Source organism: Oleiagrimonas citrea (genome assembly GCF_012395255.1).
Lineage (GTDB): Bacteria > Pseudomonadota > Gammaproteobacteria > Xanthomonadales > Rhodanobacteraceae > Oleiagrimonas > Oleiagrimonas citrea.
Genome location: NZ_JAAZQD010000001.1, coordinates 210636 through 236460, shown reverse-complemented (window position 1 = coordinate 236460; position 25825 = coordinate 210636). Strand labels below are relative to the sequence as shown.

Here is a 25825-nt window from a genome sequence, read left to right as displayed (position 1 = left end):
GGGTGGCTCCGCGCATCGGTACCCGCTTCGATGCGAGCACTACATTCCGGGGCTACGTGCCACCGGGTCGCGCCAATCCGGAATCATCCGGTTCGTCGCGCTCACTTCGACTCCTCGTTTACCGTCACCGGAGGAACATCGAATAACGCAAATTTAGCTTCTGTTTCGCACCGAGTCAAACACGAAGGCGGTTTTATTCATGTCGAGTTAACGGCAGCGCGTGTAGGCCCGCGCCGATCAGGGGGCGAATACACGCACGATATAGGGGGGCTGCGTTGCGGCTTCAAGGCCACGCGGCAGCACCGACTGTGCGCGTTCGTGGGCGACCACGAGCGCTTCGTTGCCGATGCAGTCGAGAACCTCCAGCGAGACGGGTTCTCCGTGGTCGATCTGCACTTCGAGCGTGCTGCCGGGTTGTGTGTTTTCGGCCAGTCGGACATGCATCAGTGCATGCTTGTGACCGCCGCGGTAATGCAGTCGCGCCGCGATCTCCTGACCGGGGAAACAGCCCTTGTCGAGCTGCATGGCGCGCAAACGGCGCAGCCCCAGCGCCGGGGGAAGAAAGGTGTCCGCGAACGCATCCGGAAGCCAGGGTTCGCCGCGTTCGATGGCGCGTCGTCGCCATGCCGTGTCGTGGCGCTCCTCGGGTGACAGGCGCAGGCCGTGATCGCCCATGCCCAGACGCAGATCTTCGTTGTCTTGCTGCACGATGCCTTCGGCTAGCGCGTCGTCGTCGTGAACGGCCAGGGGCGGCAGCGCCTGCAGCGTGACCTTGTCGCGGAACACGAAGCGGTGCAGTCGTTCGACCATGATCTCGGCGTCGCCGCCGCGCAGGGCCAGCAGCAGATGATGCTCGTCCGGACGAAGCAGGTGGAACAGGCGATGCACGCGGCCGCGTGCATCGAGCCAGGCGCTCCATTGCCAGGCGCCGATTTCCAGCGACAGCACATGGCTGGTGAACTGCACGTGGGCGAAGCGCAACGCGTCCGGTCCTTCGATGCGAAGCATGGATGCGCGAAGCGCGGCGGGTTCCTGAAGCGTCATGAAAACGTCGTTTCCGTGTGTTGGGGCGTGCGGTGCGCACGATCTTGGAGTGGGTTCAGCTTGTGCTGGTTCAACCCAGGTATTAGGATTTTAAAGATCATTTCCAAGCCCATGACCGACACGACTCCCACGCCACCCGATTCCCCCGACTCCACGCCGAAGCCGTCTGGAGCGGCGAAGGTCGGTCCGGAACCGGTACGCCAGAACGAGAAGCCACGCCTCGACCCCGTTCGCTACGGCGATTGGGAGAAGAATGGCCGTTGCATCGATTTCTGACCGACTCCGCGTGAGTCTCGTGTCGTTTCCGGGCACGCAAGCGATTCCCTATACAAGGATAGCCACGATGGCACAGAGCGGGCGACCACTTTCACCGCACCTCGGCATCTACCGCTGGCAGGTGCAGATGGTGACTTCAATCCTGCATCGCGCGACCGGCATCGCCTTGGCCGCCGGCACCCTGATGGTGCTGTGGGGCCTGACGGCCCTGGCCTCGGGGCCGGATGCCTGGAGCTGCTTCACCGGCTTCGCCGGCAGCATCTTCGGGCTGATCCTGCTGCTCGGGTGGACCTGGGCGTTGATGTTCCACCTGTGCAACGGCATCCGGCATCTGCTGCAGGACACCGGCATGGGTTACGAGATTCCGCAGTTCGTGCGTTCGAGCTGGCTGGCGGTCATCGTCAGTCTGCTGCTGACCGTCGCGATCTGGGCATACCTGATGGCCGGAGGTGTTCTGTGAGCGATCTGCGCAACCCCCTGCAACGTGCGCGCGGTCTGGGTTCGGCCAAGTCCGGCGCCAATCATTGGTGGATGCAGCGCATGACGGCCGTCGCGCTGGTCGTGCTCGGTATCTGGTTCGTCATCACGCTGCTGTCGCTGATGCATGCCGATTTCGCCACCGCGCACGCCACGCTGGCCAAGCCGTGGAATGCGGTGCTGATGATCGCGTTCACCACCAGCATGTTCTGGCACGCGCAGCTCGGTCTGCAGGTGGTGATCGAGGATTACGTGCACACGCGCTGGCTCGAAGTCAGCCTGATGGTGCTGGTCAAGCTTCTCGCCGTCTTGTTCGCGCTGGCCTGCGCGCTGGCGGTCCTGCGTGTCGCCCTGGGCGCCTGAAGGAAGGTTCATGGAAAGCTACAAGGTTCAGCAACACAAGTTCGACGTGATCGTGGTCGGTGCCGGCGGCGCCGGTCTGCGCGCCACCTTCGGCCTGGCCGAGAAGGGTCTGAAGGCCGCGTGCATCACCAAGGTCTTCCCGACGCGCTCGCACACCGTGGCTGCGCAGGGCGGTATTGCCGCCGCGCTTGCCAACATGGGCGAGGACGACTGGCGCTTCCACTTCTACGACACCATCAAGGGCGGCGACTGGCTCGGCGACCAGGATGCGATCGAGTACATGTGCAAGAACGCGCCAGCGTCGGTCATCGAGCTGGAGCACTACGGTGTACCGTTCTCGCGTACCGAGGAAGGCAAGATCTACCAGCGTCCGTTCGGCGGCATGACCACGCATTACGGCAAGGGCACCGCGCAGCGCACCTGTGCTGCTGCGGACCGTACCGGTCACGCCATTCTGCACACGCTGTACCAGCAGGCGCTGGCGCATGACGCCACGTTCTTCATCGAATACTTCGCCACCGACCTCATCTTCGACGACGAGGGCGTGTGCCGCGGCGTGCTGGCGCTGGATCTCAACGAGGGCACGCTGCACGTGTTCCGCGGCCAGGCGGTTGTGCTGGCGACCGGCGGTTACGGCCGTGCCTACTTCTCGTGCACCTCGGCGCATACCTGCACCGGCGACGGTGGCGGCATGGTGCTTCGTGCGGGGCTGGCGTTGCAGGATCTGGAGTTCGTGCAGTTCCATCCGACCGGCATCTACGGCGCCGGCTGTCTCATCACCGAGGGCGTGCGTGGCGAGGGCGGTTACCTCACCAACGCGAAGGGCGAGCGTTTCATGGAACGCTACGCGCCCAGCGCCAAGGACCTGGCTTCGCGCGACGTGGTCTCGCGCGCCGAGACCATCGAGATCCGCGAGGGCCGTGGTGTCGGTGAGCACGGCGATCACACGCATCTGAACCTGATGCATCTGGGTCCCGAGGTCATTCACGAGCGTCTGCCGGGCATCGCCGAGACCGCGCGCATCTTCGCCGGTGTCGACGTGACCAAGGAGCCGATCCCGGTGCTGCCGACCGTGCACTACAACATGGGCGGCATTCCGACCAACTACCACGGCGAAGTGGTGCAGCTGAAGAACGGTGATCCCGACGCGGTTGTGCCGGGTTTGTTCGCCATCGGCGAAGCAGCTTGCGTGTCCGTGCACGGTGCCAACCGCCTGGGTTCGAACTCGCTGCTCGATCTGGTGGTGTTCGGTCGTGCGGTCGCCCATCGCTGCGCCGAGATCATCAAGCCGGACAGCCCACACAAGGACCTTCCGGCGAGCGCGCTGGACAAGGCTCTGGCGCGCTTCGACAAGCTGCGTCATGCAGATGGCGATACGCCGACGGCGGACATCCGCCTGAAGATGCAGAAGACCATGCAGAGCGATGCCGCGGTCTATCGTACCCAGGAAACCCTGGCCGAAGGCTGCGAGAAGATTTCCGAGGTCCACGCTTCGTTCGAGAACGTGCGCGTCAGCGACCGTTCCATGGTGTGGAATTCGGATCTGGTCGAGACGCTGGAGCTGTCCAATCTGCTCGATCAGGCCGTGGCCACCATGCACTCGGCCGAGCAGCGCAAGGAATCGCGCGGCGCGCATGCCCGCGAGGATTTCCCCGATCGCGACGATGCCGAATGGATGAAGCACACCCTGGTGTGGATCGACGAGAAGGGCAAGAGCCGCTTCGATTTCCGCCCCGTGCATTCGAACACGCTCACCGACGAAGTCGAGACCGTGCCGCCGAAAAAGCGCGTCTACTGAGTCCAGGACTGGAGAAGCCACGTGGCAGAGTTCACGCTACCGAAGAATTCCAAGATTCAACCCGGCAAGCATCATGCGGCCGAGGGCGCCAAGAAACCGCGCACCTTCAAGATCTACCGCTGGAGTCCGGATGATGGCCAGAATCCGCGCATGGACACGTTCGAGATCGATCTGTCCAGCTGCGGCCCGATGGTTCTGGACGCATTGCTGAAGATCAAGAACGAAGTCGATTCGACGCTGACGCTGCGCCGTTCCTGTCGCGAGGGCATCTGCGGCAGTTGCGCAATGAACATCGACGGCACCAACACACTGGCCTGCACCAAGTCCATTGACGACTGCAAGGGCGGCGAGATCAGCATTTACCCGCTGCCGCACATGCCGGTGGTCAAGGATCTGGTGCCCGACCTGACGCACTTCTATGCGCAGTTCGCCTCGATCAAACCGTGGCTGCGCACGCAGAGTCCGGCACCGTCGGACGCCGAGCGCCTGCAGTCGCCGGAAGACCGCAAGAAGCTGGACGGCCTGTACGAGTGCATTCTCTGCGCCTGTTGCTCGACCAGCTGCCCCAGCTACTGGTGGAACGGCGACAAGTATCTCGGCCCGGCCATTCTTCTGCAGGCCTATCGCTGGATCGCCGATTCGCGCGACGAGGATACGGGTGAGCGTCTGGACGATCTGGAAGATCCGTTCAAACTGTACCGTTGCCACACCATCATGAACTGTGCGCGGACCTGCCCCAAGGGGCTGAATCCGGCCAAGGCCATCGCCGAGATCAAGAAGCTGATCGTCGAGCGTCGCTCCGCCTGACACTGCGAGCCACGGCTGATGCATGCGACGTCCGTCGGCTTGGCCGGCGGGCGTCTTTTTTGTGTCGGTACATGGTTTGTTCGTGACACGGATGCATTCCGATTCGCGTGGCGGGTGCTGCGACCATGGGAAGTTCCTCCTCATGGAGGAAGTGGCATGAACGGAAAGAAGGAGGCTCTGACGAGGCTGGTCGCGTTTGTGTTTGGTGCGAGTGTCGCCATGCGGCGGATCGCATACGCTGATCGCACGTGAAAGCATCGGCGGCATGTCGCAACTGCAGAGGCATCGTATGCAGTCATGCCATTACTGCAGGCGGAGCGTTTCGGCATCGTGCACGACGCGCTCTCTTTGTTGGCACGCCGCAAGCGTGCCGACGGCGCGTCAAAGTCCTATCGGGTGGAGGCGGCACATGCGGATGTCGAGCCACACACGCCCGAACTCACGCTGCATTTCCGTTTCATGCCCGACGCTGGCGGCGTGATGCACATCCGCGGGACCGGCTCGATGACGCGTCAGGTGCCGGATGGCTTCGTACAGCGTTCGCTTGTACCGGTCGATGATGTGCAGGCGATGCTGACTCGTTCCCGCAAAGCTTGGAGCGAGCGGCACCCGAAGGCGGGGGCAGGCACCTGATCGCGAGGATTCGCCGACATGAAAAAGGCCCGCCGATGCGCGGGCCTTTTCGTGTCGCTCAGATTGCGTCAGGGTTTGCGGAATTTGTACACGAACTGATCGGTATGCCCGCGGATGGACGGGTCGAAGACCTTGATGTCGTGCGGGTCCTTGGGATTGCGCAGCACGTCGCTGGCGCCGACAAAGACGAAGCCGGCGGCCGTGACCTGGGCCTTCACGGTGGCCGGGTCGATACGGTGCAGCGTATCGGTGTCGGATAGTCCCGATCCCTTCGGTGCCACATGATCGTTGACCAGGAAGATGCCGCCGGGCTTCAGCGCCTTGAGCACCTCGGTCGCCAGCGCTTTCGGCGGCAGGCTACCGAACGAGGCGTTGTTGTAGTCGTGCATGTTCTCGGCGGTGAACACCAGGTCGGCCGGTTTCGGAATCTTCAGGTCGGCGGCTGGCTGTACCAGCGCCGTGACGTTGCTGTAGTGCGGGTCGGCAGCGAGTACTTTCACCTTGTCGGCGGCCTTGGGGAATACTTTGAGAAATTCGACGGGCGTCACGGCGTAGACGTGTCCCTTCGGGCCGACGATCCGGCTCAGGATGCGCGTCCAGTATCCGCTGGCAGGAACCAGTTCGATCACGGTGTCGCCGGGTTTGACGCCGGCGAGCGCCAGGATGGGGCCGGGGCGACGTCTGGCGTCGTTGGCCCGGTCGTGCGCGCGCGCTGGATCGGTCAACGCCTTGGTGATGTAGGCCGGCACGTCGATGCCGGCGGGCTGACCGCGGTCGGCATGGGCGGTTCCGGCGAGGATCAGGCCAAGCGCGAGGCCGGCCACCAGATTACGGGCGAGGGATCGATTCATGGGCATCATGCGCCCAGTATGGACCCGCGCAGCCGGACACGGCCACAGGGCTTTCGACCTACGCGAGCCGTTGTGCGCCGGAGCGACCGATCACGTTGAGGACCTCGTAGCAGGCACCCATGGTGTGGTAGTCGGTCTTGCCGGCCGGACTCTTCTTGTTGTCGTATTTCTGGTTCATGCGGTCCAGGATCCGGTACCAGCCGCCGTGCTGGTGGTCGACCATGTGCTGCCAGGCATAGGTCCAGATCCGCTCATACCAGAGCCAGTAGGCGTCCATGTCGGTGCGGTGTGCGAGCAGCGCGGCGGTGGTCAGCGTCTCGGCCTGGACCCAGAAGTACTTGTCGTCGTCGCAGATGTTGCCGTCCGGATCGAAGCCATAGCACAGCCCGCCGTACTGCTTGTCCCAGGCCAGGGCGACGGCGGTGTCGAACAGTCGGCGCGCGGTGGGAAGCAGCCAGTCGAGTTCGGGACAGGACGGTTGAGGCGAGGCTTCGCGGTCGGCCACCGGGTCCAGCACCGGGCTGCGCGCTGCGCCGAAGGCGATCGGTGGCGGGCTGGCGCGCGATACCCGGGTTTCGTTCCAGCCGGGGACGGTGACCGGCTGGCCGCGCTCGGAAGCCGGGCGGCGGCAGTGACGGTCCAGGATCAGCAGGAGCTTGGCCCACTCGGTCTGGTGACCGGGCTGGAATCCCCACGGACGAAACAGGTGCTTCGGGTTGTCGCGGTTGTAATCCCAGTCGACGTTCCAGTTTTCGTCGTAGTGTTCCCAGATCAGGCCGTTGGTCTGGTCGGCCTGTCGCCGTGTCATGTTGTCGGCCAGAAGCAGTGCGCGATCGAGATAGGCGTCGTTGCCGGTGGCTTCATAGGCGCACAGCAGCGCCTCGCATATGTGCATGTTCGCGTTCTGGCCGCGGTAGGCGGAGAAATGCCAGTCGGCGTCGGCCTCGTCGCGATAGAGGCCGGCATCGGCGTCCCAGAATCGTTCTTCCAGCAGTTGCCAGGTTTCGTCCATCCATTCGGCGGCCTGTTCGGATCCGGCCTTGTGCGCCGTGGCATAGGCCAGCATCACGAAGGCGACGCCGTAGCAGTGGTTGGTGCGGTCCTCGGCAAGACCGTCGTACAGCGTCCATACGTAGCCGCCGGTCGTGCTGTCGCGGTGCATCTCGCGCAGGTAGTTCAAGCCGTGACGCGCGGCCTCGGCATAGCGCGTGCTGCCGAAATGGCGCGCGGCCATGGCGAAGTTGAAGACGAAGCGCGTGCTGCTGACCAGGTGCCGATGGCGGGTGTCGTAGATGGAGCCGTCGTCGTGGAAATACTGGAAGTAGCCGCCCACGGGATCGATGCATCGCGGATAGTAGAAATCCATGATGTCGGCGATGTGTTGGCGCAGGAATTCGCGTGAGCGAAAATCCGGCACAGGCGTCGCGGGCAACTTGGGCGTCATGGCCTCTCGTCCATGTAGGTCTCGACTTCCTTTGCCGTGGGCATCGCTGCGAAAGACCCTCGACGAGTGACGGTGATGGCGCCACACGCGGCGGCGAAGCGAAGTGTCGCATGAAGACGCGGAAGTTCCATGATGAATGCGTCGAAATTCCGCGCGTCGATGTCCTGTTCGACCAGTCGATGCAGCAAGCCGGCGACGAACGCATCGCCGGCAGCGGTGCTGTCGATCACGGCGCTGTCGTAGACCGGCATTTCGCCGTCCGCATCACGCACGAACCAGCGCAACGGCGCACTGCCTCCGGTCACCACCAGCAGGCGCGTGCGTCCGCGCCACAGGCGTTCGAGGAAGGCGTCCTCGCCATCGACGGCGAGATAGTCGAGTTCATCGTCGCTGAGCTTGACCAGGTCGGCGAGCTCCAGGCCGCTCCACATGACCGAGCGCGGGTCGTCATGGTGGCTCCAGCGTGCGGGGCGCAGGTTCAGGTCGAAGCTGACCAGCGCGTCGGCCGCCTGCGCGCGACGCATGCCTTCGCGGGTGGCTTCGGCCAGTTCCGGTTCGCTCATGCTCAGCGAGCATGCATGCAGCAGGGCGATGCCGTCGAAGGCATCGTCGCGGAAATGTTCGCTGCGGAACAGCATGTCGGCCGAGGGCGGGCGATAGAACGAGAAGCTGCGCTCGCCGTCGGCATCGAGTTGCACGAAGGCCAGTGCTGTCGGTGCATCGGCGGTGCGCACGACATGATGCGTGTCGACGCCGGCTCGTTGCAGGCGATCGATGAGGAAGTCGCCGAAGCGGTCCTGGCCGAGCATGCCGACGAAGTGTGCTTCACCGCCCAATCGCGCCACGCCGACGGCGACATTGGCCTGACCGCCACCGGCGAACGGCACGAAGGCGCGTGCGAATCCATGATCGTCCGTGCCTTCCGGGTGGAAGTCGATCAACGCTTCGCCAAAGCAGAGTATCGGGCGCATGGTCATCCCAGTCCTTGATTCATGGGGCCGGTGGCGTGGTCTCGGGCATCGTGCGGATCTTCGACCCACTGAGGCCGTAGAACAGGATGTAGACGTAGCATAGCAACGGCAGCACGAAGGAGTGCTGCAAGCCGATGCGGTCGGCCAGGAAACCCTGTGCCAACGGCACCAGCGCACCGCCCACGATGGCCATGATGAGCAGGCTCGACGCCTTGTCAGTCAACGGGCCCAGACGCTCGATACCGAGTGCGAAGATGGTCGGGAACATGATCGAGTTGAACAGGCCGATGGCGATGACGCTCACCATCGCCGTGTTGCCATGCGTGGTCATGGTGGTGATGAGCAGGCCGCCGGCGACGACCGAGAACACCGCCAGCAGCTTGCGCGGATCGAGCATGGCCAGCAGTCCCGAACCGAGCAGGCGTCCGACCATCGCGCCGCCCCAGTAGTACGCCACGTAGTGCGAAGCGGTCTGTTCGCTGATGTGGCCGATGTTGGGCAGCGAGATGTAGTTGATCATCAGGCTGCCGATGGAGACCTCGGCACCGACATAGAAGAAGATCGCCAGCACGCCAAAGGCGACATGCGGGATGCGCAGCGCGTCCATCAGGCTGTAGTTCTTCGCTTCGTCGGGGTGGGTCTTCTCGGCCAGTTTCGGCAGATGGAACAGCCAGACGAATCCGGCTAGCAGGAACAGCGCTGCTGCCAGCCCGACGTAGGGCATCTGCACCGACTGCGCCTGCTCGGTCCGGTACAGCAACTGGTCGGTGGCGGACATGGTCGCCACCTCGCTGGCCTTCTTCACGACATGCGAAAGAATCAGATAGCCGCCGAAGATCGGCGCCAGCGTGGTGCCCAGCGAGTTCATCGTCTGTGCGAGTGTCAGGCGGCTGGATCCGGTACGCGCAGGGCCGAGCAGGGTGACGTACGGGTTGGCCGCCACCTGCAGCACCGTGATGCCGGTCGCCAGCACGAACAGGGCGCCGAGGAACACGGGGTAGTTGTGCCATTGCGCGGCCGGCAGGAAACCGAGTGCGCCCACGCCGGCAATGCTCAGTCCGGCGACAATCCCGAGCTTGAAGCCGATGCGCTCGACCAGCCAGCCACTCGGCAACGACATCAGGAAATAGGCGCCAAAGAAGGTGAACTGCACCAGCATGACCTGCGTGTAGTTGAGCTCGAAGGCGGCTTTCAGATGCGGGATCAGGCTGTCGTTCAGCGCCGTCAGGAAGCCCCACATGAAGAACACCAGCGTGAGCACGGTCAGTGCCGTCGGGTAGTAGGTGTAGCGCTTGTCCCCAGTTTGCTCGGGCGGTGTGCTGGCGGGGGCGGGCGAAAAGGAAGCCATCGGTGGATACCTTGCTGGTCAGTAATGGGGCGGTGGGCAGCTGCTGTCGCGCACGACGAGTTCGGCCGAGGCGTGCATTTCGCAGGGAACAAGTTCGGGGTGGCGCACGCGTTCCAGGATGCGTTCGGCGGCCTGGCGGCCACGAGCGCGTGGATCGGTGGCGACGGTCGTCAGTGCGGGCAGGCTGACGGCGGCTTCGGGAATGTCGTCGAAGCCGGTGACGGAAAAGTCGTGGCCGGGGCGGCAGCCACGGGCGTTGAGTCCCAGCATCAGGCCCAGCGCCACCGCATCGTTGTAGCAGACTGCTGCAGTCGGTGCTGGATCGCGCACGAACAGTGCTCCGGTCTGTGCTGCGGCCTGCAGGCGGGTGGGGGCGCTTTCGACCAGCCATTGCGGTTCGATGGCGATTCCTGCGGCCTGCAGGGCGTCGGCGTGACCTTGGCGGCGCTCGCGGCAGGAACTGGAGTCGGCATGACCGCCGAAGAAGGCGATGCGTCGGTGGCCGAGTTGCAGAAGGTGTTCTGTCGCGCGCCGCGCGCCGCGTCGATTGTCCAGTGCCAGGAAGTCCCAGTGCGCGCTGGAAAGCTGGCGATTGAAGACCAGTACCGGCGTATGCGCGCCGACGATGCCGAGCAGTTCCGTTCCGTCGCTGTGCTCGGCCGGGGAGAGAATGATGCCGGCCGGCGCGTGTTCGTTGAGGGTGGACAGCACCCTGCGCTGCTGTTCGGTCGATTCCCCCGTGCTGCCGAGCAGTGTGACGAAGCCCGCGGCGCCCAGCGTTTCATCGACGCCGGCGGCGAATTCGGCGAAGAACGGATTGGACAGGTCGTTGACCACCAGCGCCACGCTGGAGGAGGTGCGCTGGCGCAGATTGGCCGCCGCGCGGTTGTAGACATAGCCCTGGCGCTTGAGCTCAGCCTCGACCTTCTTGCGTGTGCCAGCGGCCACCAGCGGGCTGTTGCGCAGCACCAGGGAAACCGTCGCACGCGATACGTCGCAGCCGCGCGCGATGTCGGCCAGCGTGACGCGATGCGGGTTCATGCGGCACCGTCACGCATGGCGGTGCCCGTCGATGGAGCGTGCAGCTGTGGCATGGATGGGTCGGCAAAGAATTTAGAACGATTCAATGATCTGGGGCTGGTATCGTTTACAGGTCCGCTGACCATCATGCAATGCAACATGTTGGAGACGCAATGCCATGCTAGTTTGCGTTCCATTTAGAACGATACAAAAGGGGCCGTTTCCATGCACGTCAAGCGCCGGTTGTTCCAGGGTGTTCGAATCTTGCACATCGGTGTCTTGCTGGGCGGGTTGCTGCTGGCGGCACCCGGCATGAGCGCGGTGCCGGGCAGCGCAGCGTGGGAACAGGTCGATCCGATGATTGGCACCGGCGGCGACGGGCACACCTTTCCCGGTGCCACAGTGCCGTTCGGCATGATCCAGCTCAGTCCCGATACGGCCATGCCGGATTTCAAGCATGCCTACAAATGGGCCGCTGGCTATCGCTATGACGATCCGACCATCCGCGGCTTCTCGCATACGCATTTCTCCGGTAGCGGGCATTCGGACCTGGGCGACGTGCTGCTGATGCCGATCGGCGGCAAGGTGAAGCTGGATGCGGGCGAGGCCGATCAGCCGGGCAGTGGCTATCGTTCGCGCTTCAGCCACGACACCGAGACGGCACAGGCCGGCTACTACGCCGTGACACTTCCGGACAACCACGTGCGCGTGGAACTGACTGCCGGCAAGCGCGTGGGCTGGCATCGCTACACCTTCGAAAAGGGCAAACCGGCGCACGTGCTGCTGGATCTGCGTCCGAGCATCTACGACTACCAAGGCAAGGTGTCCTGGGCACGGTTGCGCGTACGCAAGGATGGCACGGTTACCGGCATGCGCGAGACGCGCGGCTGGGCGCCAGGGCGGCAGCTGTTCTTCGCCATCCGCTTCTCGCATCCGATGGCTTCGCACGAACTGATGAACCGCGAGCAGGATGTCGTCTACAAGGGTTTCAAGGGTCCGGGCGAGTCGCCGGCCGACACCGCCGCCGTGGACGGCCGTGCGCTCGAGGGTGTGTTCGACTTCGGCAGGCTGGACCAGCCGCTGGTCGTGAAAGTGGCGATTTCCACCGTCAGTGAAGCCAATGCCATCGCCAACCTCGACCAGGACGGCAAGGGCTGGAACTTCGACGCCCGCCGCGCCGAGGCGCGCACGGAATGGGAGCAGGCACTATCGGCCATCGATGTCGACGCGCCGGCCGCCACCCGCACGAACTTCTACACCGCGATGTACCACGCGATGATCGCGCCGAATCTGGCGATGGACGTCAACGGCCAGTATCGCGGTCCCGACCACGGCATCCATCAGGCCGGAGAATTCACTTTCTACTCGACCTGGTCGCTGTGGGACGTGTACCGCGCGCAGCAGCCGCTGATGACACTGATCCAGCCGAATCGGCGCGTCGCGAGTTTCGTGCAGTCGCTGGTCGCGGCACAGCAGTCGAGTCCGTTCGGCATCCTGCCGGTGTGGGCGTATCAGGGGCTGGAGACGTGGTGCATGATCGGCTACCACGCGGTGCCGGTGATCGCCGACGCCTACATGAAGGGCATCCGCGGCTTTGATGCGAAGGACGCGCTCAAGGCCATGGTTGCCAGCGCCACCTACAAGCCGTACGGCGGTCTGGGCTGGTACATGAAGCTCGGCTACGTGCCCATCGACAAGGTGCCGGAGGCGGCCTCCAAGACCGTCGAGTACGCCTTCGACGACTGGACCATCTCGCGCATGGCCGGGGCCATGGGCGACAAGGCGCTGGCCAAGCGTTTCGCCAAGCGAGCCGGCTACTGGCGCAACTCATTTGACTCGAAGACCGGCTTCCTGCGCGCCCGCAAGAGCGACGGCACGTTCCGCATGCCGTTCGACCCGGCGGCCGCGGGCTATGGTAGCGACTACACCGAAGGCAACGCCTGGCAGTACTCGTGGTACGAGCCGCAGGACATCGGCGGTCTGATCGCCATGCTGGGCGGGGACGACAAGCTGATCGCCAAGCTCGACCACGTGTTCGAGGCCAAGGTTGATCCCAAGGAGTTCGCGCACGTCGAGGACATCTCCGGGCTGATCGGCTACTACGCCCATGGCAACGAGCCGAGCCATCACATCGCCTACCTGTACGACTACGCCGGCGCGCCGTGGAAGACGCAGCAGCGCCTGAAGCAGATCATGGACACCCAGTACGCGCCGACCCCGACGGGGCTGGCCGGCAACGACGACCTGGGCCAGATGTCGGCCTGGTACATCTTCACTGCGCTGGGCTTCTATCCGGTGGCGCCGGCCAGCAACCAGTACGTGATCGGTCGGCCGTTCGTCGATTGGGCGGAGCTGCATCTGCCCAACGGCAAGAGCTTCACCATCGTCGCCAAGCATCTCGACGACGCACACCCCTATGTCGGCAAAGTGCTGCTCAACGGCAAGCCGCTCCAGCGCAGCTACATCGAGCACGGGGAGATTCTCGCCGGCGGCACGCTGACCTTCGAGATGCAGGCCGAGCCGAACACGACGTGGGCGACCTCCGACGCCGTGCGTCCGTATTCGATGACGCCGTACCCGAAGGATTGATTGCCGTGCGCATGGCGCGATGCCGTCCTTTCCGGACGGTATCTGTCATCGTGTCCGCATCGCGGCATGCGGCAAAGTCGTCTTGTCCGACACGGCGTTCGCGTAAATCCGACACGGCGCTGCGGCGCGGACGACTACGTCATCCGTCGGCATCGCGGCTACCATGGGCGGCATTCCTGTTCTGTGGAAGCGAAGCATCATGAGCAATACGCCCCTGGCGCGCCTGCGCTGGCGCTGCCGTCGCGGCACCAAGGAGTTGGACGCGCTGTACGGCTGGTGGTTGGAGAACCGCTACCCCGACGCCGATCCCGCCGCCCAGCAGGCCTTCGAGGAACTGCTGGACGTACAGGATCCGGACCTGTGGGACTGGACCATCGGCCGCGGCGAAGCGCCGCGCGCTGACTGGCGGGACATCATCGATGCCATCCGCGCCCAGCATCGGCTTTGAGTTCCATCCGTCCCGTTGGCTGCCTCGTCTGGTGATCATGCTCGGCGGTCTGGCCGTCGCCGGCGTGCTGGACAGTGCGGCGCCGTGGTATGCGCAAGTGCTACTGATCGTGTCGACGGTGTTCTACGTCGTCGCTTGCGCACGGCATGCTGCTCGATGCGTGGTGCGCCGTGTGCAGTGGCGCGCGGACGGTGGCTGGAATCTCTCGCTGTCGAATGACGAGGACGTGGAAGGGCATCTGCTTGGCGCGCGTGTGTTGGCCGGCGCGCTGGTGCTCCGGCTGGGGTGGGCGAAACGCGATAGTGCGGCGCTGCTGATGCTCCCGGACAATCTCGACGCGGACACGCGTCGGCGACTGCGCATGCGTCTGTCGTCCCAATCCGACGACGACTGAAGGTCGACCCTGCTTGCCGCAGATGGCCGCTTTCGGGCACTCTGCCGAATCTTCGCGGTCTGATCCACCCCCGCCGCGCATACATTCTGGAAGCCCATGTTCCGACCGCTTTCCCTGTTCATCGGCCTGCGCTACAGCCGCGCCAAGCGCCGCAATCATTTCATCTCCTTCATCTCCGGCGTCTCCATCATCGGCCTGGCGTTGAGCGTGACGGCGCTGATCACGGTGCTGTCGGTGATGAACGGCTTCGACTATCAGCTGCGCGCGCGCATTCTCGGCGCGGTCTCGCACGCGACCATCTCCGGTGTCGGCGAGAGCATTCAGGACTGGCCGCGCGCATTGAAGATCGCCAAGGCCGATCCACGCGTTCTCGGCGCGGCGCCCTACGTCGAGCAGCAGGCCTTCATTCGCGGCGAGGCTTCCAGCGGTGCCTTGGTGCGCGGCATCGATCCTGCGCTGGAACCGCATGTGTCGGATTTCAACAAGCACATGCGCGACGGCTCGCTGGATTCGCTGAAGCCGGGCAAATGGAACATCGTGCTGGGCGACGAGCTGGCGACGATGCTGGGCGTGACGGTGGGCGACAAGGTCATCGTCTATGCACCGCGTTTCCGCGCCGGCCCGATGGGCGCGATGCCGATGCTGCGCGCATTCCGTGTCAGCGGCATTTTCGCGCTGGGCATGCAGCAGTACGACTCCGGTCTCGCGCTGATGAATATGCAGGATGCCGAGAAGCTGTATGGCATCCATGGCCCGAACGGCATCCGTCTGCGGCTGGACAACCTGTTCCATGCCGGCGCGGTGGCGCGGCATCTGGGCGGTGAGCTGGGTCAGGTCTATCGCGTGCAGACCTGGATGCAGTCCAACGCCAATCTGTTCAAGGCCATCGCCATGGAAAAGAAGGTGATGTTCCTGATCCTGACGCTCATCGTGCTGGTGGCGGTCATCAATCTGGTTTCGATGCTGGTCATGCTGGTCACGGACAAGCAGGCCGACATCGCCATTCTGCGGACGCTCGGCATGCCGCCGCGAACGGTGATGGGCGTGTTCATGGTGCAGGGGTTGTTTGTCGGCATCGTCGGCATTCTCGCCGGCGCGATCTGCGGCGTGACGCTGTCGCTGAACCTGCAGGCCATCGCCGAATGGATCGAGCACGTATTCCACGTGCAGTTCCTGTCGCCGGACGTCTACTACATCAGCGAGCTGCCCAGTCGCCTGCAGTGGACCGACGTGGGCTGGGTCTGCGGCATCGCCTTTGTACTTTCGCTGCTGGCCACGCTGTATCCGGCGCGTCGTGCTTCGCGCACGCAGCCGGCGCAGGCGCTGCGTTATGAGTGATCGGGAGACGACGATGAATACGCACAACGAAGCCGACCGGATCGTGGTCGCCGCCCGGCACGTGTCCAAGACCTTCCAGGAAGGCAAGCTGCGCGCCGAGGTGCTGGAAGATGTGAATTTCGAGGTCGCGCGTGGCGAAACCCTGGCTATCGTCGGCACCTCGGGCGCGGGCAAGAGCACGCTGCTGCACATCGTCGGCGGTCTGGACACGCTGACCGGCGGCGAGGTCGAGATCGACGGCCATCTCATGTCCGGGCTTTCGGATGCGCAGCGCGGCGTGCTGCGCAATCGCTCGCTGGGCTTCATCTACCAGTTCCATCATCTGCTGCCGGAATTTACGGCGCTGGAAAACGTCTGCATGCCGCTGCTGATACGTGGCACCCCTATCGATGAGGCGCGCGAGCGTGCGAAGCATCTGCTGGAGCGGGTTGGTCTGTCCAAGCGCCTCGAACACAAGCCCGGCGAGCTGTCCGGCGGCGAGCGACAACGTTGCGCCGTGGCGCGCGCGTTGGTGACGCGGCCGGCGTGCATTCTCGGCGACGAGCCGACCGGCAATCTGGATGAACACAATGCCGCGCAGGTGTACGACCTGATGCTGGAGCTCAATCGCGAGATCGGTACCAGCTTCGTGCTGGTCACGCACGATCGCAGTCTGGCGGCGCGCATGGATCGGGTGCTGGAACTGTCCGGTGGCCGCATGCAGCCGTTGTCCGACAAGGCAGCCTGATCGGTCCCCACATCATCCGCTGAGCGGCGCAGGATGCGCCGAGCGCGAACGCCCAGGGAGGGGCGATGCATGTCCTACGCGACATACTGAAGCCGTGCGCGAAAGCGCTGTCCGCGATGCCGTTCGCGCTGAGCCTTCTGTTCGGCGTGACGGCGGTGCAGTGCCTGGATGTCTTGCCGTCGCTGGACGCGCTGTTGCCGCTGGCGCTGGTGGCTGCGTTGACGGCTTGGCGTTGTCCGCGTGCACGCAGCCTGTGCTGGATGGTGCTGGCTTTCGTCTACTGCGTCGTGCGCGCCGGGGCCGTCATGCAGCAGCGATTGCCTCGCCGCCTCGAGCGACAGGACTTCGACGTCGTGGGGGTGGTCGAGGGCCTTCCGCAGGTGCGTTCGGACGCCGATCGCTTCGTGCTGCGCGTCGAGCAGGCCCGTTTCGACGGTAAGCCGTTCCCGTTACACGGTCGTTTGCGTCTGGCCTGGTACCGTGCGCCGAAGGCTGCTGCACGGCCCTGTCTCCGGTGGCGCCTGCGGGTGCGGCTGCGTCGTCCCCGCGGATTCATGGATCCGGGAGCCTTCGATGGCGAACGACAGGCTCTGTTGGAACGCATTGCCGCCGTCGGGTACGTGCGCAAGCAGGGGCCGAATCGGTCGGCTGGTCGTCGGGCATTCTGCATCGACGGCGTGCGCGCACGCATGGCCCGGGCCATCAATCATGCCCTGGATGGCGGCAAGGGGGCGCGATTGCTGCGGGCGCTGGGTGTCGGCGACAAGCGAGGCCTGCGCGAGGGAGATTGGCGCATTGCACGTGCCGACGGTGTATCGCACCTGCTGGCGATCTCCGGATTTCACATTGGCGTGGCGGCGCTGCTCGGCGCACTGCTGATCCAGGGCATCTGGCGTTTGTGGCCATCTCTCGGCAAGCGCTGGCCCCGTCCCGCCGCCGCGGCGCTCGCGGCTGTGCTGGTGGCGAGTGTCTACGCCTGTCTGGCTGGTCTGGGACTTCCGACGCTGCGCGCGTTGCTGATGATCGCGGTGCTGGCGGCTGCGCGGGTGAGTCGCCGTTCCGTGCATCCTCTTCAGGCGTTGTCGCTGGCCTTGTCGGCGGTGTTGCTGTTCGATCCGCTTTCGGTGCTGTCCGCAGGCTTCTGGCTTTCCTTCGCCGCCGTCGCATTGCTGCTCGCCGTGCTCGATCGACGACGAGTGAGCGGCTTGCGCGGCTGGTTGCGCGGGACCGGACAGGCGCAGTTGCTGATGACCGTGGCCTTGTTGCCGGTGACGGCATGGTTTTTCGGTCAGGGTGCGCCGTGGGGCCTGCTGGCCAATCTTTTCGCGATTCCCGTGGTCAGCATGGCCGTGGTGCCGCTCACGCTGGCCGGCATGGCGCTGCAGCCGATATCGGCGACGGCGGCGGGTGTCTTGTGGCGGATCGCGGGTTGGATCATGCGAAAGACCTGGGCCGTGCTGGCAGTGATGGCGAAATGGCCGGGTGCGCACTGGTATCTGCCCGCCGTATCCGGTTTTGCTTTGCTTCTGGCCTGCATCGGCGCCTTGTGGCTGTTCGCGCCGCGCGGAATTCCGGGCCGTTGGCTGGGGCTGCTGCTTTGGTTTCCGCTGTTGTGGCCTCGACTGCCGCCGCTTGCACCGGGCGCGTTTCGCGCGACGGTGCTGGATGTGGGGCAGGGGCTGGCGGTGATTGTCCGAACGCGTCATCACTTGCTGGTCTATGACACCGGAGCCCGGTATCCGTCCGGCTTCAATTTCGGCGATGCGGCGGTCCTTCCCGCGATTCGCGCCAGCGGCGCCGGTCCGGCGGATCGCATTGTGATCAGCCATGGCGACAACGATCATGCCGGCGGTGCGCGAGCGGTGGCGAAGGCCTTTCCCGACGCACGTCGATTGAGCGGAGAGCCGAAACGGATGCCTGTGCCGATGCCACCCTGTCATGCGGGGCAGCACTGGTCCTGGGATGGTGTGCGCATGCGGGTACTGAGTCCGCCTGCGCATTTGCGGCCGTTGCTGCACGGTAACGACCTGTCGTGCGTGTTGTTGATTCGCGGGCGCGGTGGACGACTGCTGCTCACCGGTGACATCACCCGCCGCATGGAGCCGGGCGTGGCGCGGCAGGTCGGTTCTGGCCCGCCGCTGATACTGGTGGTGCCGCACCATGGCAGCAACACGTCGTCCTCCGCGGCGTTCATCGATGCGCTGCGGCCCCGCTTGGCCGTGGTCTCGGCAGGCTGGCTGAATCGGTTCGGTCACCCACGCCCGAAAGTGCTGGCGCGGTACCGGCGTGCGGGCGTTCCGGTGCTCGATACGGCCACGGCTGGCGCCGTGTCGATCCGCTTTCCCGTGGCGGCGGCCCCTCGTGTGATCGCCCGCTGGCGGCGGAATCATTCCGCATACTGGCGCGAGTAGGGGCGTGCGAAAGCGACGAACCGGTTCACAGGCGGGGGCGATGTCGCTGTTATGATGCGCGATCAACGACATCATGTCTGGAGATCGACCTCGTGCTCGAGATTGTAATGGCCGGCGGCTGGGGAATGGTGCCCATCCTGGTGTGCTCGGCGATCGCTCTGGCGATCATCCTTGAACGGTTCTGGAGTCTGCGCCGCAGCACGGTCATGCCGTCTGGGCTTGGCGACGAAGTGCGCAAGTGGGCGCAGTCGCGTTCGCTGGACGCGAACCACCTGCGGACGCTGGCCGAGAACTCGCCGTTGGGCGAACTGCTGGCCGCCGCGCTGACGGTGCGCAATCGTTCGCGCGAGGAGATCAAGGAGCGTCTGGAGGATACCGGCCGGCACGTGGCGCACCGCATGGAGCGTTTCCTCAACTCCCTGGGCACGATTGCCCTGATTGCACCGTTGCTGGGTCTGCTTGGCACCGTGATTGGTCTGATCCGCATGTTTCTGGCGGTCATGGTCAGCGGCGTCGGCGACCCGATGAAGATGGCCGGAGGTATCGGCGAGGCGTTGATCTGCACGGCATCGGGCCTGATCGTCGCGATTCCGGCGTACATCCTGCATCGCTATTTCCGTGGCCGCGTGACCGGTTATTGCATGGACATGGAGCGCGAGGCGAGTGCGTTGCTGGATTCGCTCTCGACGCAGCCTCCGCGCCCGGCATCCAATGCTTCGCGTGCCGCCGCGCCGGCTACGGCGCCGCGTCCGGCGCGCGCGACCCGCTGAGGAATCGCCGTGCGTATCAGTAACGACCGCAGACGGGACGAGTTCGAGATCAGTGTGGTACCGCTGATCGATGTGCTGCTGACCCTGTTGATGTTCTTCGTGCTGACCACGACCTTCGTGCGCCATTCGCGCATGCAGGTCACCTTGCCCAAGGCCAGCGCGGACACCTCCTCGGCCGCGCTGCACCCGCTGGTGGTGGTGATCGACCGCCAGGGGCACTTCTTCGTCGGCAGCAATCAGGTGCTGGGCTCCGGCGTGGATGCGCTGAAACGCTCGATTGCCAGCGTTGCCGGATCGGAGCGCGATCAACCGGTGACCTTGCGTGCCGACGCCATGACCCCACATCAGGCGGTCGTCACCGCGATGGATGCGCTGGGCCAACTCGGCTTCACGCGCCTGTCCATTGCCACTACGCCAGACCAGGGGCCCGATTCACCGTGAGCAACAGCGAAAGCACGTCGTTCGAAGTCAGTACCTGGACGACCTACAAGCGATTGCTCGGCTACGCCAGGCCGTACTGGATCATCGCCCTGCTGGCGGTGATCGGCATGGCCCTGGATGCGGCTGGACTGACCGTTTTCGCCAGCAAGATCAAGCCGATGCTGGATGGTCTGTTCATGAAGAAGGACCCGGACACGATTTTCTGGATGCCGATCTGGATCGTCGGCATCTTCCTGGTGCGCGGCATGGGCGCATACATGGAGAACTACGGTACCGCGCTGGTCGGCCGCAACGTGGTCCAGCAGATCCGCATGGACATCTTCAACACGTATCTGCGCATGACTTCGGCGTTCTTCAATCGTGAACCGTCCGGTCATCAGATCGCGCGCATCACCTACACCTCCGAACAGGTTGCGAACGCCACCACTAATGCGGTGAAAGTCGCCGTGACCGACGGTCTGACCGTGATCGGCATGGTCGGCTTGATGCTCTGGACCAGCGCCTATCTGACGCTCGCTCTGTTCGTGCTGGTGCCGTTCGTGGCGCTGCTGGTGACCTACATCAGCCGCCGCTATCGCCGCATCGGCCGGCGCGTGCAGAACGTGATGGGGGGCGTGACGGGCACGGTGGACGAGGTGGTCAGCGGGCAGCGCGAGGTCAAGATCTATGGCGGCCAGCAGCGCGAGCGCAACCGCTTCGAGGAAGTCACCGAAGCCGCGCGACGCCTGAACTTGAAAGTGGCCTCGACCAGCGCGTTGTCCTCGGCGACAGTGCAGACCGTAGCGGCGATGTCGCTGGCGCTGATCGTGTTCATGGCCACGCGTCCGGGCATCATCGACAGCCTGACGCCGGGTTCCTTCACCACGCTCATCATCGCCATGGGCGCGATTCTTCCTTCATTGAAGCGTCTGACGAACGTGCAGTCGGACATTCAGCGTGGCATGGCGGCGGCCGAGGAACTGTTCGCGGTCATGGACACGCCGCCCGAGAGCGATCACGGGCAGCGCACAGTCGAGCGCAGTGTCGGTGAACTGGCGTTCGAGGACGTCCAGATGCAGTACCCGGGCGCCGCCGTGGCGGCGCTGCAGGGTATCCGCCTGGATTGTCCGGCGGGCAAGGTGACGGCGCTAGTCGGTCGTTCCGGTAGCGGCAAGTCCACGCTGGTGAGTCTGCTGCCGCGCTTCTACGAGCCGGGTGCCGGACGCATCACACTCGACGGCCATCCGCTGAACGACTATGCGCTGGCTTCACTGCGGCGCCAGATCGCCTGGGTCGGGCAGAGCGTGGTGCTGTTCGACGATACCGTGGCCAATAACATCGCCTATGGCGAGCTGACCGGCGCCAGCGAGGCGGAGATCATCGCCGCTGCGGAAGCGGCCAATGCGATGGAATTCATCCGCGAGTTGCCGGACGGGCTGAACACGCGGATCGGGCAGGGCGGCAACACGCTGTCCGGCGGTCAGCGGCAGCGCATCGCCATTGCCCGCGCAGTGCTGAAGGACGCGCCGATCCTGATTCTGGACGAGGCTACTTCGGCGCTGGATACCGAGTCCGAGCGCCTGATTCAGCAGGCGCTGACGCGTCTGATGGTCAACCGCACCACGCTGGTGATCGCACACCGGTTGTCTACGGTCGAGCATGCCGACCAGATCGCCGTGCTCGATCAGGGCCGCGTGGTGGAATTGGGTACGCATGCGCAATTGCTGGAACGAGACGGCACGTACGCAGCGCTGCATCGCATGCAGTTCCACGACGACAACGTGGCCGTTACCGGCGCGGACTGATATTTTCCCGTCTTCGGTCGCGCCGTTGCGGGCGGTGGGACGATTCGACGACAAGGACGAGGTGGACGAGGCATGGGACTTTCCGATGCCGTGCAACGCAACTGGTACCGTTCGCGGCCCACTTCGATGGTGCTGCGTGCCTTGTCGCGCCTCTACGGCTGGCTGGCGCAGCGGCGCCGTGAGCGTTTCGAGTGCGATGCTTCGTTGAGCGTCGGCTTGCCGGTCCCGGTCATCGTCATCGGCAACATTTCTGTCGGCGGCACCGGCAAGACGCCCCTCACCATCGCCCTGGTAGAGGCACTTCGTGCACACGGGTGGCATCCTGGTGTGGTCAGCCGAGGCTATGGCGGGCAGCGGCGTGTGCCGGAATTGCTCGGCGATGCCCCCGACCCGTCCGAGGTGGGCGACGAACCGTGTCTGATCCGCGGACGCACCGGCGCGCCCGTAGCCGTCGGCCGCGATCGTCCCGCTGCCGCGCGTCTGCTGGTGGAGGCGGGCGTCGACGTGGTGCTCGCCGATGACGGTCTGCAGCATTATCGGCTGCGCCGCGACATCGAGATCTGCGTCATCGACGGTACGCGTCGGTTCGGAAACGGTTGGCTGTTGCCTGCGGGGCCGCTGCGTGAATCCGAGTCACGTCTCGAGGACGTCGATTTCCGAGTGTGCAACGGCGGCGTTGCGCGTGAGGGCGAGGTGCCGATGCGCCTCATCGGCGACACCGCCTATCCGCTGCTGGGCGAGGAGCGCGCGTTGCCGCTGGAATCGCTGGTCGGCCGGCGCGTGCATGCGGTGGCGGCGATCGGCAATCCGCGACGCTTCTTCGAGAGTCTCCGTGCGCAGCGGATCGAGGTCATCGAGCATCCGTTTCCCGATCACCACGCCTTCACTGCTCGGGATCTGGATTTCGCCGACCACCTGCCGGTGCTGATGACTGGCAAGGACGCGGTCAAGTGCATCTTCTTCGCGCGCAAGCACTGGTACAGCGTGCCGGTACGCGCCGATCTGCCGGAACGCTTCATCCACGATCTGGTCGAGCGTCTGCGCCGCGTGCAGCCACACTCGAAGCGGACACCGGGCGCATGAGCGCACGCACGGAGCATCATCGCGGTCTGCGCCTGCGTGCGCAGCTGTATGCAGGCATCCGCGACTTCTTCCGCGAACGCGGCGTGCTGGAGGTCGAGACGCCGGTACTCTCCGCTGCCGGCAACACGGATCCCAACATCGAGAGTTTCCGCACGCGCTTCCACGGTCATGTCGACGCAGGCGAAGCAGTGCGCTACCTGCGAACGTCGCCGGAGTTTCCACTCAAGCGTCTGCTGGCCGAGGGGCTGGGCGACTGCTATGAACTTGGTCGCGTGTTCCGCGACGGCGAAGCTGGTGGGCGGCACAACCCCGAGTTCACCATGCTGGAGTGGTACCGGGTCGGCTGGGACGAGCGTCGTCTGGCCGAGGAGGTCGTGGCGCTGGTGCGGGTTGCAATGGCGTCCGTTGATCGCATTGCCGAACCGCGGATCACCACCTATGTCGAGCTGTTCCGTGAGCAACTGGGGCTGGACCCGCATGTCGCGGAGATCGAATCGCTGCGCGCACCGTTGCGTAATTTCGGTATCGATCCGGAGGGACTCGGTCGCGACGACTGGCTCGATCTACTGATGACACACCTCCTGCAACCGGCGTTTCCTACAGATCGCATCACGGTGGTGCACGATTATCCCGCCAGCCAGTGCGCCCTGGCGCGGGTGCGGCAAGGCTCGCCCGCCGTGGCCGAACGCTTCGAGGTCTACCTGGGGCCGTACGAGCTGGCCAACGGCTATCACGAACTCAATGACGCGGACGAGCAACGCATGCGGCACGAACGCGACAATGCGGTGCGTCGCGAACGAGGTCTGGCGGAGGTTCCGCTGGATGAGCCGTTGCTGGATGCGCTCGGAAACATGCCCGATTGTGCCGGTGTCGCACTCGGCGTCGATCGACTGCTGATGTGCATGCTCGGCACCGATGCCATCGCCGACGTGCTGGCTTTCCCGTTCCGGAAGGCTTGATCGTCGCGGCGCTTTCTCAGCTTCGCTTGCCGCCGATGTTGTCCGGATCCTCGTCGCGGTAGGGAAGGCGGATGTGCCCGTAGCGCACCACCAGCACCGCCAGGCTCAGCAGCAGCACCGTGCCGCCTTCGGCCAGCGTGGTCCAGGCGTTCATGTCCGGGGTTTCCAGCGTCAGGTGACGAGCCATGGCGACAATGGCGATGTACAGCGGCATGCGCACCGGCAGGCGTCCCGCACGCCAGTAGATGCCGTTCATGGCCAGCAGTTCCAGGTAGATGAACAGCATCAGCAGGTCGGCGACGGTGACGCGGCCCTGACGGTACATGAGCAGGACTTCCTGTCCGGCCGCGGTCAGGGTGGCGATCAGCACCACCAGCAGGCCGGCGTATTCGAGTAGCCGGATCAGCCGGAAGCCGCGTTCGCGCAGGGTGTGCTCGATGCCGTTGGGCATGACCTTCTCCGCTGAGATGCCGTATCCGCAGCGTAGGTCGCCGAAATGCGACGTGCGCCGTCTTGCGACGTTATGCCACAGAATCGCGGCGCGCCGTACCCCGGCGCGCCGCGATGGGTCTTACGGTGAGAAGCGCAACGCGACCGCGCGGCGTTCCAGAATGCCCATGTGGGCCTGGTCGACCAGTTTCAGGTCATGCAACTCGTACGGCGGACGCAGTGCGCTGCCGGCCAGGGCACCGGCATCGAAGCGCAGGTCGATCGACCCTTTGCCGGCCTGCAGCCAGTTCGCGGACTGGGCGTAGGCCATCGGCTTCAGGCTGCCATCGGCGGCGTGACCGTAGAGCACGCCGGACACGGCGTAGCGGCTGGCCTGAACGGCTTCGACCCCGATCTGCAGATCGATCCCCTTCTTGCCACGAGCCTGCACTTGCACACTGCCGTCGAGGCGCGCATTGGTGACACTGACCGCGAAAGCGGTGGTGGCGTCGCGCAGCACGGTGTGGCCGCTGGCATCAGTGGCGCTAGTGAACGTATGCAGTTCCCACAGACCGCGACGGGTGGCGTGATCGGCGTCCGGCGTGACGTCGACGGAATAGCTGCCGTCGGCATTGCGCTGATAGCGCAGGTCGCGCGTGTGCCCGTCCGGAGCGACGAGGAAGCCGCCCACCGAATCCATGGCCTGATTGGCGCCGGCATCGCGCAGGTGCACGTTCAGACGCACGGACTGACCCGAGGCGATGGTGTCGCGGGTGGTCTGCGCGTGCAGCACCAGCGGACTCTTCGGCTCGAACACGTGGACCACGTAGCGACCTTTGGCGTCGGCGGCCTTCAGCGTGACCGGGCCGGTGCCCAGGTCCGGACGCAGCTTCATCACCATGCTGCCGTCGCTGACCATCATGCCGGCCTGGCGCAGCTGGGCGGTGTCGGCGCTGTTGCTCATGGCCTCGGCGCCGGTGAGCGTGCGCCCGCCGTGCGTGACCTGCATGCGCTGCGGGTCCAGGCGACCGAAGTCGCCACCCACCGGGCTCAGACGGATCAGCGCGCCGGGCGTGGTCGTGCGCAGTTCCAGGCCGCGGTGCAGTTCGTCTGCGGAGACGTCCTGCCAGTACTCGCGGCTGCTGCGGTCGAAGGGCTTGGGTGCGGCTTCGAGCTTGCGCGAGGCATCGAGTTTCCAGCTCACGTGGACCGGTCGGTGATCGACGGTCGGTTTTGCCGGCGCGGCGGTGGTGGACAGCGATTTCACCGGTGCAGTCGGCACCGCGCGAAGCGTCTGCGGTACCAAGTCGCCCTTTTGCGCAGCCAGCAGCGAGTGGTCGGATGCGTTCGCGGCGCCGGCCACCATCATGGTCAGGGCCGCGGCGATCGGAAGAATACGGATCTTGTTCATGGCGGCCTC

At 64.9% G+C, this 25825-nt stretch carries 25 protein-coding genes; 17 read left to right on the top strand and 8 right to left on the bottom strand.

Going from position 1 to position 25825, the window contains the following annotated elements:
* Positions 1 to 237: 237 nt before the first annotated feature.
* A complete protein-coding gene (ygfZ, locus tag HF690_RS01005; RefSeq protein ID WP_168608140.1) occupies positions 238 to 1044 on the bottom strand; it encodes a CAF17-like 4Fe-4S cluster assembly/insertion protein YgfZ in 807 nt (268 codons plus the stop codon).
* Positions 1045 to 1155: 111 nt separating this feature from the next.
* On the opposite strand from ygfZ, the gene HF690_RS01000 reads away from it, so the two are divergent.
* The 6 genes from HF690_RS01000 (at position 1156) to HF690_RS00975 (ending at position 5398) form a co-directional block, all read left to right on the top strand.
* Positions 1156 to 1320 (top strand): DUF1674 domain-containing protein, encoded by a 165-nt coding sequence (locus HF690_RS01000; RefSeq protein ID WP_113065057.1) that lies wholly within the window; start codon positions 1156 to 1158, stop codon positions 1318 to 1320.
* A gap of 67 nt (positions 1321 to 1387) precedes the next feature.
* A complete protein-coding gene (gene sdhC, locus HF690_RS00995; protein WP_113065056.1) occupies positions 1388 to 1780 on the top strand; it encodes a succinate dehydrogenase, cytochrome b556 subunit in 393 nt (130 codons plus the stop codon).
* The gene (sdhD, locus tag HF690_RS00990) at positions 1777 to 2160 is read left to right on the top strand and encodes a succinate dehydrogenase, hydrophobic membrane anchor protein (protein WP_113065055.1); all 384 of its coding nucleotides are present in this window, start codon (positions 1777 to 1779) and stop codon (positions 2158 to 2160) included. The genes sdhC and sdhD overlap by 4 nt, the downstream gene beginning before the upstream one ends.
* A gap of 10 nt (positions 2161 to 2170) precedes the next feature.
* On the top strand, positions 2171 to 3958 hold the full coding sequence (gene sdhA, locus HF690_RS00985) for a succinate dehydrogenase flavoprotein subunit (protein WP_113065054.1): 1788 nt from the start codon (positions 2171 to 2173) through the stop codon (positions 3956 to 3958).
* 21 nt (positions 3959 to 3979) lie between these two features.
* Complete coding sequence (locus tag HF690_RS00980) at positions 3980 to 4765, top strand: succinate dehydrogenase iron-sulfur subunit (RefSeq protein ID WP_113065053.1); 786 nt, start codon at positions 3980 to 3982, stop codon at positions 4763 to 4765.
* Positions 4766 to 5062: 297 nt separating this feature from the next.
* Positions 5063 to 5398, top strand: coding sequence for a hypothetical protein (locus HF690_RS00975; RefSeq protein ID WP_168608139.1), 336 nt, complete (start codon positions 5063 to 5065; stop codon positions 5396 to 5398).
* Between the two features lie 68 nt (positions 5399 to 5466).
* On the opposite strand, the gene HF690_RS00970 is transcribed toward HF690_RS00975, so the two are convergent.
* From HF690_RS00970 to HF690_RS00950, 5 genes are read right to left on the bottom strand one after another with little or no spacing between them, the layout of a single operon-like run.
* Positions 5467 to 6249 carry a class I SAM-dependent methyltransferase gene (locus HF690_RS00970; protein WP_168608138.1) on the bottom strand — a complete coding sequence of 261 codons (783 nt, stop codon included), beginning with the start codon at positions 6247 to 6249 and terminating at the stop codon, positions 5467 to 5469.
* Between the two features lie 58 nt (positions 6250 to 6307).
* Positions 6308 to 7693: an AGE family epimerase/isomerase gene (locus HF690_RS15035; RefSeq protein WP_240151514.1), complete on the bottom strand. Its 1386-nt coding sequence runs from the start codon at positions 7691 to 7693 to the stop codon at positions 6308 to 6310.
* Positions 7690 to 8670: a carbohydrate kinase family protein gene (locus tag HF690_RS00960; protein WP_168608137.1), complete on the bottom strand. Its 981-nt coding sequence runs from the start codon at positions 8668 to 8670 to the stop codon at positions 7690 to 7692. Before HF690_RS00960 ends, HF690_RS15035 begins: the two co-directional genes overlap by 4 nt.
* 13 nt (positions 8671 to 8683) lie before the next feature.
* On the bottom strand, positions 8684 to 10012 hold the full coding sequence (locus HF690_RS00955; RefSeq protein WP_113065050.1) for a sugar MFS transporter: 1329 nt from the start codon (positions 10010 to 10012) through the stop codon (positions 8684 to 8686).
* Between the two features lie 18 nt (positions 10013 to 10030).
* Positions 10031 to 11053, bottom strand: coding sequence for a LacI family DNA-binding transcriptional regulator (locus HF690_RS00950; protein WP_168608136.1), 1023 nt, complete (start codon positions 11051 to 11053; stop codon positions 10031 to 10033).
* A 204-nt stretch (positions 11054 to 11257) separates the two neighbouring features.
* On the opposite strand from HF690_RS00950, the gene HF690_RS00945 reads away from it, so the two are divergent.
* The 11 genes from HF690_RS00945 to epmA all read left to right on the top strand — a co-directional run bounded on the left by HF690_RS00945 (position 11258) and on the right by epmA (position 23976).
* A complete protein-coding gene (locus tag HF690_RS00945; RefSeq protein ID WP_168608135.1) occupies positions 11258 to 13621 on the top strand; it encodes a GH92 family glycosyl hydrolase in 2364 nt (787 codons plus the stop codon).
* Between the two features lie 199 nt (positions 13622 to 13820).
* Positions 13821 to 14069, top strand: a complete 249-nt coding sequence (locus HF690_RS00940) for an FAD assembly factor SdhE (protein WP_113065120.1) — start codon at positions 13821 to 13823, stop codon at positions 14067 to 14069.
* Entirely contained in the window at positions 14041 to 14463 is a 423-nt protein-coding gene (locus HF690_RS00935; protein WP_168608134.1) for a protein YgfX, read from the top strand. The genes HF690_RS00940 and HF690_RS00935 overlap by 29 nt, the downstream gene beginning before the upstream one ends.
* A 96-nt stretch (positions 14464 to 14559) precedes the next feature.
* Positions 14560 to 15801: a lipoprotein-releasing ABC transporter permease subunit gene (locus HF690_RS00930; protein ID WP_168608133.1), complete on the top strand. Its 1242-nt coding sequence runs from the start codon at positions 14560 to 14562 to the stop codon at positions 15799 to 15801.
* Positions 15802 to 15814: 13 nt separating this feature from the next.
* Positions 15815 to 16528 carry a lipoprotein-releasing ABC transporter ATP-binding protein LolD gene (lolD, locus tag HF690_RS00925; RefSeq protein WP_168608132.1) on the top strand — a complete coding sequence of 238 codons (714 nt, stop codon included), beginning with the start codon at positions 15815 to 15817 and terminating at the stop codon, positions 16526 to 16528.
* Positions 16529 to 16593: 65 nt separating this feature from the next.
* On the top strand, positions 16594 to 18939 hold the full coding sequence (locus HF690_RS00920) for a DNA internalization-related competence protein ComEC/Rec2 (RefSeq protein ID WP_168608131.1): 2346 nt from the start codon (positions 16594 to 16596) through the stop codon (positions 18937 to 18939).
* 92 nt (positions 18940 to 19031) lie between these two features.
* On the top strand, positions 19032 to 19709 hold the full coding sequence (locus HF690_RS00915; protein ID WP_206098385.1) for a MotA/TolQ/ExbB proton channel family protein: 678 nt from the start codon (positions 19032 to 19034) through the stop codon (positions 19707 to 19709).
* Positions 19710 to 19718: 9 nt separating this feature from the next.
* Positions 19719 to 20150: a biopolymer transporter ExbD gene (locus tag HF690_RS00910; protein WP_168608130.1), complete on the top strand. Its 432-nt coding sequence runs from the start codon at positions 19719 to 19721 to the stop codon at positions 20148 to 20150.
* Entirely contained in the window at positions 20147 to 21934 is a 1788-nt protein-coding gene (gene msbA / locus HF690_RS00905) for a lipid A export permease/ATP-binding protein MsbA (protein ID WP_168608129.1), read from the top strand. The genes HF690_RS00910 and msbA overlap by 4 nt, the downstream gene beginning before the upstream one ends.
* A 72-nt stretch (positions 21935 to 22006) precedes the next feature.
* Positions 22007 to 23017 (top strand): tetraacyldisaccharide 4'-kinase, encoded by a 1011-nt coding sequence (gene lpxK, locus HF690_RS00900; protein ID WP_168608128.1) that lies wholly within the window; start codon positions 22007 to 22009, stop codon positions 23015 to 23017.
* A complete protein-coding gene (epmA, locus tag HF690_RS00895) occupies positions 23014 to 23976 on the top strand; it encodes an EF-P lysine aminoacylase EpmA (RefSeq protein WP_168608127.1) in 963 nt (320 codons plus the stop codon). Before lpxK ends, epmA begins: the two co-directional genes overlap by 4 nt.
* Before the next feature lie 16 nt (positions 23977 to 23992).
* Here the strand turns inward: epmA and HF690_RS00890 are convergent, their stop codons facing one another.
* Both HF690_RS00890 and HF690_RS00885 read right to left on the bottom strand, forming a co-directional pair.
* The gene (locus tag HF690_RS00890) at positions 23993 to 24427 is read right to left on the bottom strand and encodes a phosphate-starvation-inducible protein PsiE (protein ID WP_113065039.1); all 435 of its coding nucleotides are present in this window, start codon (positions 24425 to 24427) and stop codon (positions 23993 to 23995) included.
* Positions 24428 to 24547: 120 nt separating this feature from the next.
* A complete protein-coding gene (locus HF690_RS00885; protein WP_168608126.1) occupies positions 24548 to 25816 on the bottom strand; it encodes a DUF4785 domain-containing protein in 1269 nt (422 codons plus the stop codon).
* Between the last annotated feature and the right edge of the window lie 9 nt (positions 25817 to 25825).

Excerpts from the sequence above, each read along its gene's own strand:
- ygfZ (WP_168608140.1), bottom strand. The coding sequence starts at position 1,044 with ATGACGCTTCAGGAACCCGCCGCGCTTCGCGCATCCATGCTTCGCATC.
- HF690_RS01000 (WP_113065057.1), top strand. The coding sequence starts at position 1,156 with ATGACCGACACGACTCCCACGCCACCCGATTCCCCCGACTCCACGCCG.
- sdhC (WP_113065056.1), top strand. The coding sequence starts at position 1,388 with ATGGCACAGAGCGGGCGACCACTTTCACCGCACCTCGGCATCTACCGC.
- sdhA (WP_113065054.1), top strand. The coding sequence starts at position 2,171 with ATGGAAAGCTACAAGGTTCAGCAACACAAGTTCGACGTGATCGTGGTC.
- HF690_RS00975 (WP_168608139.1), top strand. The coding sequence starts at position 5,063 with ATGCCATTACTGCAGGCGGAGCGTTTCGGCATCGTGCACGACGCGCTC.
- HF690_RS00970 (WP_168608138.1), bottom strand. The coding sequence starts at position 6,249 with ATGAATCGATCCCTCGCCCGTAATCTGGTGGCCGGCCTCGCGCTTGGC.
- HF690_RS15035 (WP_240151514.1), bottom strand. The coding sequence starts at position 7,693 with ATGACGCCCAAGTTGCCCGCGACGCCTGTGCCGGATTTTCGCTCACGC.
- HF690_RS00960 (WP_168608137.1), bottom strand. The coding sequence starts at position 8,670 with ATGACCATGCGCCCGATACTCTGCTTTGGCGAAGCGTTGATCGACTTC.
- HF690_RS00955 (WP_113065050.1), bottom strand. The coding sequence starts at position 10,012 with ATGGCTTCCTTTTCGCCCGCCCCCGCCAGCACACCGCCCGAGCAAACT.
- HF690_RS00950 (WP_168608136.1), bottom strand. The coding sequence starts at position 11,053 with ATGAACCCGCATCGCGTCACGCTGGCCGACATCGCGCGCGGCTGCGAC.
- HF690_RS00945 (WP_168608135.1), top strand. The coding sequence starts at position 11,258 with ATGCACGTCAAGCGCCGGTTGTTCCAGGGTGTTCGAATCTTGCACATC.
- HF690_RS00940 (WP_113065120.1), top strand. The coding sequence starts at position 13,821 with ATGAGCAATACGCCCCTGGCGCGCCTGCGCTGGCGCTGCCGTCGCGGC.
- HF690_RS00935 (WP_168608134.1), top strand. The coding sequence starts at position 14,041 with ATGCCATCCGCGCCCAGCATCGGCTTTGAGTTCCATCCGTCCCGTTGG.
- HF690_RS00930 (WP_168608133.1), top strand. The coding sequence starts at position 14,560 with ATGTTCCGACCGCTTTCCCTGTTCATCGGCCTGCGCTACAGCCGCGCC.
- lolD (WP_168608132.1), top strand. The coding sequence starts at position 15,815 with ATGAATACGCACAACGAAGCCGACCGGATCGTGGTCGCCGCCCGGCAC.
- HF690_RS00920 (WP_168608131.1), top strand. The coding sequence starts at position 16,594 with ATGCATGTCCTACGCGACATACTGAAGCCGTGCGCGAAAGCGCTGTCC.
- lpxK (WP_168608128.1), top strand. The coding sequence starts at position 22,007 with ATGGGACTTTCCGATGCCGTGCAACGCAACTGGTACCGTTCGCGGCCC.
- epmA (WP_168608127.1), top strand. The coding sequence starts at position 23,014 with ATGAGCGCACGCACGGAGCATCATCGCGGTCTGCGCCTGCGTGCGCAG.
- HF690_RS00890 (WP_113065039.1), bottom strand. The coding sequence starts at position 24,427 with ATGCCCAACGGCATCGAGCACACCCTGCGCGAACGCGGCTTCCGGCTG.
- HF690_RS00885 (WP_168608126.1), bottom strand. The coding sequence starts at position 25,816 with ATGAACAAGATCCGTATTCTTCCGATCGCCGCGGCCCTGACCATGATG.